This is a genomic window from Rhodococcus zopfii NBRC 100606 = JCM 9919 (assembly GCF_001895025.1).
GTDB lineage: Bacteria > Actinomycetota > Actinomycetes > Mycobacteriales > Mycobacteriaceae > Rhodococcus > Rhodococcus zopfii.
The window spans coordinates 118561-131781 of the sequence record NZ_BCXI01000017.1 but is presented as its reverse complement, the minus strand read 5'-3'; the positions used below and the strand labels follow the sequence as shown (position 1 = coordinate 131781).

Below are 13221 nucleotides of genomic sequence, written 5' to 3'. Positions count from 1 at the left end.
CGTCGGTCAGGCTCGATGCCTGATCGACGTTCCTGCGCAACGGGCGAGGCCCCCGGAACTACGGATTCCGGGGGCCTGGCTGTGTGTTGTGCCGTCAGAGCCAATCACTGCTCGGGGCGGGCAGCTCGACACCGAACTTCTCGCGGGCGATGTCGACTCCGGTGCCGGACAGCGTGCGCATCTGCCTCGGGTGTAGCCCCGTCGAGAGTGCCTGCTCGACCAGTCCGAGCAGGCGCGTGTCGGACAGGGGATGCCGGGCGGCCTCCTCGCGGGCTGCCTCGAATGCGCACCCGGCGTCCGGTCCCTGGAAGTTCACATATGCGAAGAACCCGGCGACTGTCAGTGCCGCCACCCGTTCGGCGCCGTACAACTTGCGGGCGACGGCCGCCATCGTCTCGGCCGCGGTGGCCGGGTCGATCACTGCCAGTCCGAGGATCGCATCACGTGCCGTGATGCCGGTGGTGACGAGCAACCCGACTCGCGCTGCGAGTGCGGCCGTCGGCTCCTGACGCTCGCGGACGGCGTCGGCCAGCTCGCTGATGACGCTGCGCGCAAAGTTCTCCCCCATCACCTCCTTCGTCATCCGCGCCCGGCGGCGGTCGGTCGTCGTCGCGCCGTCACGCCGGTAGCGGGCCACGATCTCCTCGCGGGTGCGGGTGAGCTGCTTGCCGGTGAAGACGGTCGCGGCGGCAGCCGCGGTCGTGGCCGGATCGACCACCGTGCCGGTCTCGAAACTCTGCATGTCGGTCCATGTCTGCCCGCCCTCGATACTCGGGGTGTAGTAGATCCCCTGCACCTCGACACCCAGCCCGAGCATCGTCGCGCTCACACGGTTGCCCTCTGCCATCACCTCGCGGAAGGTGCGTCCCTTCGCCACGACGACGACGATCACTGCGTCGGACTCGCCGCTCCGGACAATCGTCTCGGCCGTCAGTAGGCGCCCACCCGTCCCGAAGTCGGTGCGGACCATCCACGTGACGCGGCCCGCGCTCGAGAAGACCAGCACGATCGACTGCTCAGGCACGAACGACAGAACGGTGGGGACAGCAGCGATGAGTTCGCCGATTCCCTTGATCTGAATGCGGTCGGACATGGCCTCTCCTCATGGTCGCGGCGGACCTGCGCGGCCCGCCTGATCTTTTGCCCTTCTGGCATGGAGATAACGACCGGCCTAAGGACGCGGAGTGCAATCCCTGGGACGAAAAGTCTCGGGGGAGCGAAGCGGAGGAGAGAGTTTTCGGGCCGTCAGGCCGCGTAGCGCCCAGGGGTTGCGCGCAGCGGCCGGCCGGTCATGATCGGAAGGCAAGAAGGGCAAAGAGAGAGTCCTTTTCAGGGCGGAGCGCAGCGGAGCTCGATTCGGTGGACACCGAAGGTGGCCCGCGAAACCTCCGCGTTCCACCGTCGAGGACTGAGACCGCGAGAGATCGCCTCCGGGCAAACGCATCGATCACATGTCGGGGTTCACTGCCAGAGAGGTCGGATGCTGACGGCCCAGACGACCAGGATGATCGTGGCGATGGCGCACAGTACGGATGCGATTGCGAACGTCAACTCGCGGGGGTTTCCGGCGAGTTCCCGCAGTTCGGCGCCGATGGTCCAGTCGCTGTTCTTCGCCTGGGTGATCGCGCACAGGGCGACACCGAGTAGAAGGGCGACGGATCCGATGCACAGCAGCCACAGTCCCCAGCCGACTGAGACAAACGTCTGGTCGTCGCTGAACAGTGCCTGACCCCGCGACAGGTCGACAAACCCCGTTACAGCGCAGACGACGCCGGCGAGCATGGCTACCACGAACGGCCAGAGGGAATCCCATACGGCGCGGAGCAGCAGGCTCGCTCCGGCGACGCAGCCAGCAATCAGGGTGATCTTGCCGTCCGTGCCGTCGGTGCCGTTGAAGGTCAACGAGTTGACCGGAGTTTGCGCTACTCCCCAGGGGCCGAGGCTGGCCACGATGAGGACGAGGCTCGCGACGCAGGCCACACCGTACCCGGCGATATTTAGGGTCGACATCGCGGATCGAGGCAGTGCAGCTGTGCTCATCTTCATCCCTCCGGCCGGCTGTGATGGCGACGATCGTAGTGGCCTGCACGTCAGGGGAGCCGTTCGGCAATGTGATGCGGGCGCGGCGCGAGGGGGCCGGCGTGTGCGCTACAGTCCCGATCAGCGGCGAGCAAGGGGCCGCTACCTCCCTCATCTCGGCTCGAGGATTCTCCGGAATCCCCGGCCCGGACCCGGTGGCGGCGTTCACCGGGTTCGGAGAGGTAGCGGCCCATGCGCGCTGACGAGCGGCGGCAGGCCGATGCTTCCCGAAGACCGCCGTTGGCGCCCCTCCATCGACCTGCCGCGCCCCGATCATAGCGAGGGTTCGAAAGTATGTGCGAAAATCGGGGGGTGGTGGCGTACGAACGCGCTCCGCAGATGTGCCCAGCGGGGCATGATCTGGGGCCGAATCGTGTGGCGGTGGGGTGAATTCCTGTTCGCGTGAGACGGCTCGGCGGCCGTCGGGGGTGATGGGCCACCGGACGTACCGCTGTTCGTGTGGGGCCGAGATCCTGATTCCGCCACATACGGGGCCGATGCTGTTCGGAGTGCAGTGGCCCGCAAGGGAGCCGGGAGCCTCGCAGAGGGAGCGGTAGCTACGCGGCAGGGATGGTCGTGAGGCTGCCGCGCCACCGCTGCGCGCCGGCTTGCCCTCGAAGCAGTGACGGACCCGATCGAGGTCTACCGAGTCGGCGGTGACGGCAGGACCGCGCGGATACGGGCGTGCGGTTTCCTCCGCCACCTCGCAGGCGTTGCCGCACCCCCTCACTATTTCGAATATCTGCTCTTTCCGTCTTATTCGGTATTCGAACTACGGGTCGAGGTTGTGGCTCGTGTGGTGACTATGGGGCAGGTCCACGGTCGCGGCGGGGGTGTCTGGCGCGGTGGTGCCGGGGGTTCTTGCCCGGGCGGGCCGGGGGTGGCCGAGGGTCGCGGCGGCGATGGCGCGTAGGTCGACGCCGTGGTCGATGATCGGGCCGACGGGGATGGGGTCGGTGATCGCCATGTCGAGTACTTCGCGCATGAGGCGGGTGTCGCCGATCTGCATGTACTCGAAGCGCCCCCAGACGAATTGCTCGCGGAGGTCTCCGAGCAGAGGGTTGCTGGCGAGGTCGGCTCTCTTGACGGCGATGAAGCGGTCGGTGTGAAGGGTGTAGCCGGCCTCGGCGCACAGCTGCCGGAAGAACGCGAACTGTGTTCGGGTGTTCCCTTCCCGGAACGGGTGCACGAAGTTGATCCGTGCCCACACTTTCGTCAGCTCGTCGAGGAACTGTTCTCGTCCGAGTCCGCGCAGGTTGTTCTTCGCTGTGACGCGGTCGAGAACAGCGGTGGCGGCCGTCAGGACCTCGCGGGCCTTGAAGTACGAATGCGGGATTTCGGTGACGGGGCGTCCGCCGGCGCGCACGGCGGCGACGTCCGGCCCCATCTTGACCATCGGCCAGTCCCGTGGTGCGGTGCGCAACTGGCCGGCCCAGGGGTAGACGTCCTGGAACAGGTGGTGGTGGATGCGTTGGAAGTGTGGCAGGTCGAACCGGCCGGGGATCGGATCGTCGGCCAGCTCCTGCATGCGCATGTAGCTGATGACGCCTTCGGTGCGGTGCAGCAGGTCGGCGTCGGGGATGCCGTGCGGCCATTTCTCCGATCGCAGGACCAGGCTTTTCATCACGGCGCGGCTGGTGTCGGGCATTCCGTCCGAGTGCCAGTCGACCGTGTCGGGGATGAAGTAGTCGAGCCATTCGCGGGAGTAGCGCGGGGCCATGTCAGTCGATCTCGTAGCCGGCTTCGCGCGCCATGATCTTGGTGACTTCTTCGATGGTCGTGGTGCCTTGGATCAGTTCGACCAGCAGTTCTTTGTCGCCCTCGCTCATCTCGCGGCCTTCGATGGCCATGATCGGTTCCATCGCGGCGACGGCGGCGCGGGCTTCGGCTTCGGTCTTGCGTGGTGTCACAGGTTCTCCCTGGTCGGTGGTGGCGGTGGAGCAGGACCGGGATGCGTCCTGCCCCACCGGTGGTGCCGAGGTTAGAGACGCGGTCAGACGGCGCGGCCGTCTTCCTCGTACCCGCCTCCGTATTCGGCTTCGTACTGCCGTGTCGGGTCGATGTGCTGCTGCTGTTGCGGCCCTGTGCCGTGGGGATTCACCTTGTGCAGTGGGCGAACGTCGCCTGCGGCACGCAAGCCCTGCACGAGGGCCTCATCGAGCTCGAAGGTGTCGGTGGCGGCGCTGACCGTCTCGGTCGGCTCCACGATCGCGTCGGTGGGTTCGACCACTGCGGCGGTCGATTCCACCGTCGTGGGGGACGCGGCGTTGTCGAGGCGTTCGCGGCGCTCGAGGCCGGCCTGGTGGATCGCCTCGCGAGGGATCTGCCGGTCGGCGGCGAACTTGTCGACTACGCGGATGCCGAGGCTGAATGCCTCGCCTCGGGTGTTCACGGCGTCGCGTTCGATCGCGCCGTTGCCGTCCCACGCTTCGAGGTGCCATTGCCGATCGTCCCAGTACACCCGGGCGCCGGGCCGGCCGGTGCCGGCGTCGAAGCCGTACTGCCAGAGCGCTTCGGTCTCGTCGAGAGCCACCCACGGGTCGGCCTTGCGACCCGCTTCGCGCTGCTCGGCACCGGCGAGCCATTGCTGCCGGGCGGCGGCCATGCGCTCCGGCACCGAGGCGATGAGGTCGGCCTTGCTCATGTTCCGGTGCTCGGCCCAGGCATCGGTGGGGTTCAGGTCGAGGGTCCACTGCGGGTACTGCCCGTCGGCGGCCCGGCGCTGCTGGTCTTCGCGGGCTCGGCGTAGTGCTTCGGGGGAGTTCTCGCGGGCGTTGACCTCCAGGCGCAGCTCTTCGGCCCGCAGTTTCGCGGCGTCGAGTTCGTCTGTCTCGGTGAACTCGAGTTCCGGTTCGGCCTCGGCGTCGGCGAGCCGGACCCGGTTGTGTTCGATCCTCGCTTCGATGACCGGCACCTGCCGGGTGGCCTTCTCGGCGAGATTGCGGAGGGTGGTCAGCATCCCCTGCGCCCCACTGGCTTTCTCGACCGCGTTGAGGAACCGGTCGCGTTCGTACCAGGCGATCTCCTCGCCGACGGAGATGTAGAACTGGCCGAGGACCTGGGTGTAGCCGAGTTGCAGCGGCACGCCGTTGATGACGCCGAACACCACGTCGTCGTTGCTGCGGGTCACTTCCTCTTTGAGCCGGATCAACGAGCTTCGCAGCGCGTCGGCCAGGTCGGCGGTTTCCGAGTCGGGGATCGCTGTGTGGGGGAAGTGCCATATCTTCGTGGCGCGGTCGTCGATGCTGGTCCACGCTGTGAGCTTGTCGACCATCGCCCGGACGTCGGGCAGGCGGTTCTCGTCGGTGGTGATGGTCTTGCTCAAGGCCCGGATCGCGGCGCTGCGGGCGGCGTTGGCGTTGAGGACGGCGTCGCGGCGGGCTTCGAGTTCGGCGACCTGTTGGTCGGCCTCGACCTGCGCGACGAAGACCGGGTCGCCGGTGGCGGCGGCCTTGCTCTGTGCCCAGGAGACGGTCAGGTCCCCGCCGAGGTCTTCCATCGTCGGTGGCACGTCGGCCTTGCGGATCATGGCGACGAAGTTCGATTTGCGGGCCACGTACTGGTACATCATCGCGTCGAAGGAGCGGCGGGCGACCATGTTGACCACCTGGACGGTCTGGTGGACGTTGCCTTGGCGGATGATGCGGCCGAGGCGTTGTTCCATGTCGGCGGCGGTCCACGCCGGGTCGAGGTTGATCATCTGTTTGAGCGCCCGCTGGACGTTCAGGCCGGTGCCGCCCTTTTTGGTGGAGGTGAGCAGCACCCGGACCCGCCCGTCCGCACACGCTTGGACCAGCCTCGCTTTGGCCTTGGGGTTGTCGTAGTCGTGCATGAACGCGATTTCGTCGGGTTTCATGCCCCGAGCGATCAGGGCGTCGCGCAGCTCGGTGTAGAGATTGCGGGCCTTGGGGCCGGCGCCGGCCTTGGGGGTGCCGCGGTCGCAGAACACCAGCTGGAACACCCCGGTCATCTCGGGGCCGTACTTGTCGGCCGGGATGCGCAGATCGGCATGGTCGGTGTGGACCTGCCAGATCAGCTCGGCGGCGTGTTCGATGCGGCTGTGCTCGGGGTCGGGTGGGGCGAGGTTCGCCAGCGAGGGGTGCATGGTGAGGTTGCGCCCGTCGGTGGCGATCTTGAGGCTGTTGTCCAGGTCCATCCGATCGCCCTGGATCATGCCCATGCGCACATCGAGGTCGGCCATCGCGTCGATGGCGTCGGGGCCCATGTCGAACTCGACGATCTGCGGTGCTCCGCCGTCGAGGACGGGCAGGCGCACCGGGATCTGATCGGCGGTCACCACGTCGCGGAACTGGTCGAGCATCGCCACCAGCTGGGGGACGTTGGCGTATTCGGCCATGCGGGTGCGCATCTGGATGCGGGTGGCGGTGATGTTCATCTCCGCCACCGACACCGGCTTGGCGAAGGTGCCCGCCCAGTTGTCGATGCGCCCCAGGCCGGCGGCGTGCAGCAGGTCCGGGCGCAGGTACTTGGTCATCACCCAGATCTCCGACAGCGAGTTGGTGATCGGGGTGCCGGTGGCGAACGCGAGCGCCTTGGCCGGGGCGTGCGGCATCCCCTGCTCGGCGCCCCGGGCGCGGGCCTGTTCTCGCAGGTACTTGGCTTTCATCTCCAGGTCGGTGGCGCGTTGGGAGCCGGTCGGCACCGACAGGTCGGCGCTGTTGGACGGGCGGGTGAGGTTCTTGTAGTCGTGGGCCTCGTCGATGAACAGGAAATCGCAGCCCGATTGTTCGAAGGTCAGCCCGTCGTCGGTGGCCTTGGCGTCGATGATCTTCTCGATGCGGCCTTCGGCGGCCTTGATCGCGTTCTCGATCTGCTTGACCGTGAACTCCGCGCCCTGGCTGTTGGCGGCGTCGAGAGCCTGCCGTAGTTCGGCGATTTCGCTTTCGAGGTACTCGATCTGCGCTTCGCGGCGCATGGCGATGCGACTGAACACCGACTGCGGCACGATCACCAGATCCCAGTCCCCGACCGCGGTCTGCCCGACGAAGCGTTGCCGGTCATCGCGGCCGCCGAGTTCGGCGGCGACGAGGATGTTGGCGTTCGGGTAGGCATCGCGGGCCTCGACCGCCCACTGCGCCAGCAGGTGATTGGGCACCACGATCCAGGGTTGGCGGATCTGTCCGAGGCGTGTGGCTTCCATGCACGAGGCGGTGATCGTCAGGGTCTTGCCGGCTCCGACCACGTGGTCGAGCAGGATCGTCTCGTCGTGCAGGAACCGCTGCACCGCTGCGGCCTGGTAGTCGTAGGGCGTGTATTTCGGGTTCAGGCCGGGGAAGGTCTTGCTGCGTCCGTCGTGGACCGGTTTGACGAACGAGTTGTAGCGCTCGTTGAAGGTGCGGGCCAGGCGCAGATAGCGGTCGCCGTCCTCCCACAGCCACTTCTCGAACCGCTCGGCCAGCGCATTCGCCGAGGCGTGGGCCTGTTCGGTGAGCTTGACGTTGAACCGCGGCTTGGGGGAGCGCTCCAGCTCGTCGGCGGTCTTGTTGACCTGGATGGGTTTGTTGTTGGCGAGCAGCTCGAACATCTTCACCCCGGGGAGCCGGCCGGTGCCGTACTTGTCGGGATAGCCGCTGGAGAACTCGTGGCGGCTTTTCTGGTCGGTGGAGATCTCCCAGCTGCCGCTGATCGCGTCGTGCTCGACGGTGAGCCGGTCCGGGCGCAGCCCGAACTCCTGGATCAGGAACGCCCGGTAGTCCTCGATCGGCACCCAGGTCGCGCCGATGCGCACCCCGATGTCGGCGGGGTCCACATCCGCCGGCACCACCGATTCGAGGGCCTGCACCAGCGGGGCGTAGCGGGGATCGGTGGCCGCTTTGACCTGGGCGAGGGTGAGTTTGTCGCGGACCTGCCCGGACAACGCGACGGTGGCGAGTTCCCACTGGTCGTCGGCGTGCAGGGACGGAAAGATGCGGCCCTGGGCCTGGTCGAGGGTGTCCTCGACGGACAGGTTCAGCAGCTCGGCGACCCGGTGCGGGGCGATGTGTCCGAGTTCGTCGAAGCAGATCGCCAACGCCTCGTCGAGGTCGGCGGCGCCGGTGGCCTTGTCCTTGAACGGGGTGGTGTCCTCGGTGAAGATCGCCGTCTTGGTCGCCACCGCCTCGCTGCCGTCGAAGCGCGACTGGAAGTTCTCGATCGCCAGCACCATGCCCAGGCGTGGATCGCGGGCGATCGCGCCTTGCAGATGCGCGGAGTAGCGGCGCGGCTGCGGCTGCTCGGCCGCCCTGTCATACAGCTCCTCGTACACCTCGTCGGGGATCGACCCGGTGTAGGGGCCGGCCTCGGCCGGGTCCAGCCCGTCGGCAAGGGCTTCCTCGCGGCCGGTCTTGATGCGCCACTCGGTGATCGCCTTGTCCAGGCGAGCGGCGATCTTCGCCTCCGACAGCGGGGTCGGGTCGGTGAGCTTGAACCGGTTCAGCGGCCCCCACCGGCGCACATAGCCGTCGTAGAGCGAGTTCAGCCGGCCCCGGATCACGTCACGGTCGGCGACGGTGTGGCGGCGGGAGCGGCTGGCCTCGGACAGCTCCATGACCGTCTCACCGAGAGCGATGAGCACCTTCCACTGCTGCGCCAGGTCCTTGCCGCGGCAGCCGACCTCGGCCCAGCCGCGGCCGAGGGTGAACTGCTCGAAGCGATTCTCGGTCTCGTGGAATCGCATCGCACCGGGCAGCACCTCGTTCGAGTCCAGACCGGCTCCGGTGCGCAATCCCGGCGTGGTGAACGCTTCGACCTGCACCGGATCGGGGGCCTGCGCGGTGAACCCGAGACCACGGGCGACGGCCCGGTCGATGAGCGGATCGAGCTGGGTACGCAGCTGCTCGCCCAGGGCGGCGCCGGTGTGCGGGGTGACCCGCAGCGAGCCCCCGGCATACATGCCGCCCCCGACGGTGAGGGTGCCCAGCACCCGCTCCGGGTACTTCGCGAAGTAGGGGTTGATCCAGGTCCGCGCCTGCTCACCGGTCTTGGCGTCGACCGCGGCGACCTGCACGGCGGGCTGTGCCCAGTCGAGGGTGTCCTCGGTGGGGGCGGTTCCGTCCTCGCGGCGGCGGAAGATGAGCACGTCGGTGACCACGTCGGTGCCGGCCTGCCGGTCGAACGCTCCGGTGGGCAGACGCACCGCACCGATCAGATCACCTGTGGCGGTGATCGCGGCGCGCTGTTCGGCGCGTTTGGCGTCCGAGGTGAACATGCTCGTCACCACGGCGACGTAGCCACCGGGCGCGGTCAGGGCGAGGGATTTGGCGATGAAGTGGTTGTGGATCGCCAACCCGCCCGGGTTGTGGATCGGATCGACGGGCGCGAACTTGCCGAACGGGACGTTGCCGATCGCCCCGGTGAAGGTGCCGGCGGGGGCGAAGTTGCGTTCGAAGCCGTGGTTGCGGATCTGCTGCGAGGGACACAGGTAGTGCGCGATCTTCGCGCTGATCGGCTCGATCTCGACGCCGACCATACGCACCTTCTCCGGGGCGGTGCCGACGAAATGACCGGCCCCGCAGCCCGGTTCGAGCAGCAGCGCCCCGTCTGGCAGTCCGGCGCGCTGTACCGCCCGCCACAGTTCGGCGACGATCGCCGGGTCGGTGTAGTGGGCGTTGAGGGTGGTCTGGCGGGCCTGCGCGAAGCCCTTGTCCCCGAGCAGATCGAGCAGTTCGGCGTGCTCGTCGCCCCACTGCGCGAGGACCTTCGCGCGGTTGTCGAAGACCTCCGGGACCGCTCCCCAACCGGACCACTGCGCCAGCACCGCCTGCTCGTCGGCGGTGGCCGGTCGCTGCTGCTCGTCGAGCCGACGCACCAGACGCAGGGCGGCGATGTTCGCCCGCGCCCGGGCCTTCGCCCCGGACGGGACCAGCACCTCGGTACCGAGGGTGAAGTCCTGCGCCGCCGCGGTCGGCGGTGCAGGACGCACCACCGGGGTCTCGACCTGCGGGGCGGTCTGCGCGGCCGCGGCGCCGGTCTCCGGTTCGGCCTGGTCACCACCGGTGTCCGGGGTAGGAGCGGTGACCTCCGCGACAGTCTCGGATAGCTCGGCCGCGGCAGTGGCGTCGCTTTGCGGCTGCTCAACGGCGGTCTGCGGCTCGGCGGACACATCGGCAGCGGCGTACTGGGCGGCGGTGGCCGGGGAGAGGTAGACGTATCCGCCGGATTCCTTCCGTGCCTTGACCAGACCACCGCCCCGCCACAGGGGGCTGGTCAGCGGCTCGCCGTACTCGGTGTCGGGAACGACCAGCTCGTCGGCGTCCGCGGCCGCCTTGATCGGCTCGGCGACAGCTTCTGGTTCCGGTGCCAACGCGGGTTCGGGGGCGGGGGCCGGTGCAACGATCGGCCCGATGTGGGCGACCGTCGGACGATCGGTGAGCATCCACGAGGTCGTCGCCGTGTCGGGGCCGGCCGGGGCCGACGGCTCGGTGGGAGCCGATTCGACCTCTTCGAATATCACCGCGCCTGTGTCATCGACCGCAGGCGCTAGGACTCGGGGGGACGGCGGCGGGGCCTCCTCGCTGACCTGCGGTTGCTCGGTCTCCGTGGCGGGTTTGTCGTGGGTGTCCACCTCGGCTTCAGCCTCGGTGTCGGTGTCGGTGTCGGTGTCGAGTTCGGCCTCGGCCTCGGTGGTGCGCTCCGGGTCGAGCTGTTCGGCCTGGGGGTCGGCTGCGAGGACGGCGCGGGCTTCGGCGATCGCGTCCCGCATCGTCAGCTCGGGACGGGGCTCGCCGTCGACGTAGGTGATGTGCTCGCTGCTGTTCTGCGCCCACCCGGAGCGGATCGTGACGTGCCGGCCGTCGGAATCACCGACGACCACATCTCCCGCCCCGGCAAAAGTCAGGTCGGTAGGGGTGAGGCTGTAGAGGTCCTCGCCTGCTGCCCGAATCTCACGCAGAACCTTCGGATCCGCATCGTGACCGAGAGTCCACTCCAGGTCGACCCCAAGGGATTCGAGCAGCTCGACCTCGGCCGGGACATCGCTGCGCAGCTGCTCGATGATGCCCCGGCGCACGTCCTCGAGGAGCGAGTGGGCAGCAACGAAGATGCCGGACTCGTCGTACTGCCACAGCAGATCCGACCGGGCCTCAGCGTGGTAGAACTCGTTGTTCCGGGCGTAGGTGATCGCCCTGGTCACCACGGTGGCGCGGGCCTGGGCGTAGGGCCGGTAGATGCGGTCGATCCACTCCGGGATCGGCTTGGCGCGGGCGTCGAGCAGCGCACCGATCGCCACCCGCGGATTGTGGCCGGCGGTGGTCGACGTGCTGCCGCCGTCGAGGGTGTATGCCCACCCGTGAATCGAGTAGTGCTGCACCCTCGATTCCACATAGTCCTGCAAGCGCAGCTGCCGGAATTCGCCGGTAGCGACGAACAGGGCGGACACGTCCGGTGCCTGGGGTTGGGGCAGGTTCGGGATGATGTTTCCGCGCAGCTCGGCAGCCAGACGCTCGGTAGGGATGCCGGCGGTGGCGGCGATCAGATCGGGGCGTTCCTCGGCCATGACCGCGAACGCGGTCTCGATACCGAACTCGATCAGATCGGTGCGGGTCCACATCGGCTGCCCCGCCCACGACCCCACCAGCGGGTCCCGGCGCAGCTGCAGGGTCATCCACGCCGTCCACTCCCCGGCGGTGGCCTGGTCCCAGGTCAGCTCGGGTCCGTGGATGCGGTCCCATTCGGCATACGCCCGCTCGTACAGCTCGGCCGGCAACCGGTGATGCTCGAGCAGAACCTTCGCTGCGGCCTGCCGCAGCGGCGAGCCATCACGGGCGGCTTCGGCAATCAGGGACTTGGCCTCGTCACGGGCCACGGTAGGCAGGTAGTCCGGGCGCCGACCCTCAACGCGTGCGATGAGCCTCGGATCGACGGCGACCTCGGCGACCAAGGCGCTGCGTTCCTCGGCGGTGGCCTCACGGCGTCCCTGCTCGACACCGGCGAACCACTGGGCGCGGATCTCGTCGCGGGCCTTGCGGCCGCGTACCGTCTTGATCGCGGCGGCGATCTGCGGGTCGGTGTCCGGCTGCGGCAGGGTCAGCGGATCGCTGGGGTCGTAGGCGGCGCGACCCCGCGCCCACCACTGCTCGACCTCGACCGTGGCGGCCTGGTCGATGCCGTCCTGCACCGCATCGACGTGCACGCTGCGCTGCTCGGCGGTAGCGAGCTCGGCCCGCTCCTGCGCGTCCAAAACGTGCTGGGTGGTGTCGAGGAAGTCCTCAGTGACGGCGCGGTCCTCGCTGGCGCGGGCGCCGACGATCGTGTCGGCGACCTCGGCGGTGACCGGATGCTGCACCGGCTCGCCGGTGCGGGCCTGCCAGTACGCCTCGGCGGCGCGGCGGCCGAGTTCGCCCCAGCGTTTCGGATCCGCCAGGATCGACCGGCACACCGCGAACATCTTGTCCGTGAGTGACTGGCGATCGGTCATCAGGTCGGCCAGCGCGACCTGGGCCTTGACCTTGAAATGCCCGTCGGCCCAGGAGAAGAACTGCGCCGCAGTGTTGACCTCGGGGTTCGCGGCAGCATCGGCCTCGGCGTCCAGTTCGGCGAGACGCTCGAGCAAACGACGTTCGACCTCGCCCAACGGATCGATCACCGGCGTCTCGGCCGGGGGTGGTTTGGGTGCCGGGGGAGTGTCCGGTGCGGCCGGTTCGGTCGGTTCGGTCGGTGTCGCGGCCGGGAGGAACATCGGCCCTGCGGGCCGGTCGGTGAACTGGGCCTGCGGGATGTTGTCGGCCAGCAGTGAGGCGATCAGGTCGTGGGCCTGACCTTTGGTGATGTCCTCGTCGACGACGAACGGCACGTGCGTCTCGCGGGCGAGGCGTTCGAGGGTCCGCAGCTGACGGGCGGTGGCGGGGTGCTCCCGCCAAGCCGGTTGTGCAGCCGCGACCTCGCGCACCGTTTGCTTGGGGACGCTCTCCGGGTCGATCCCCAGAGCGTGCAGCTCGCTGCGCAGCTGATTCTCCCGGCCACGCAGCTCACGCCATTGCCCACGGAGACGTTCGAGTTGTTCGGTGCAGGACGCAACGTTCGCAGTGTTGGCTGCGATCCCGTCGGGCAGTCCGCGTTCCTGCGCAGTCGCCAATGCTCGACGCGCCGAAGCGAGCGCACAAGAGGCATTCTTTCCCTGGCTGCGCAGGTCAACGAGTTCGTCGC

General features: G+C 68.4%; 5 protein-coding genes. All 5 read right to left on the bottom strand.

Features of this window, described 5'->3' with window-relative positions; translation table 11 throughout:
• Positions 1 to 94 precede the first annotated feature (94 nt).
• Positions 95 to 1093, bottom strand: a complete 999-nt coding sequence (locus tag RZ1_RS13275) for a DUF4192 domain-containing protein (RefSeq protein ID WP_072812496.1) — start codon at positions 1091 to 1093, stop codon at positions 95 to 97.
• Between the two features lie 368 nt (positions 1094 to 1461).
• Positions 1462 to 2040 carry a hypothetical protein gene (locus RZ1_RS13270; RefSeq protein ID WP_139281836.1) on the bottom strand — a complete coding sequence of 193 codons (579 nt, stop codon included), beginning with the start codon at positions 2038 to 2040 and terminating at the stop codon, positions 1462 to 1464.
• Between the two features lie 811 nt (positions 2041 to 2851).
• The gene (locus RZ1_RS13260; protein ID WP_072812490.1) at positions 2852 to 3799 is read right to left on the bottom strand and encodes a Fic/DOC family protein; all 948 of its coding nucleotides are present in this window, start codon (positions 3797 to 3799) and stop codon (positions 2852 to 2854) included.
• A gap of 1 nt (position 3800) precedes the next feature.
• Positions 3801 to 3989 carry a hypothetical protein gene (locus RZ1_RS13255; protein ID WP_072812488.1) on the bottom strand — a complete coding sequence of 63 codons (189 nt, stop codon included), beginning with the start codon at positions 3987 to 3989 and terminating at the stop codon, positions 3801 to 3803.
• Positions 3990 to 4072: 83 nt separating this feature from the next.
• Positions 4073 to 13150: a helicase-like domain-containing protein gene (locus RZ1_RS13250; RefSeq protein ID WP_072812486.1), complete on the bottom strand. Its 9078-nt coding sequence runs from the start codon at positions 13148 to 13150 to the stop codon at positions 4073 to 4075.
• Positions 13151 to 13221 lie beyond the last annotated feature (71 nt).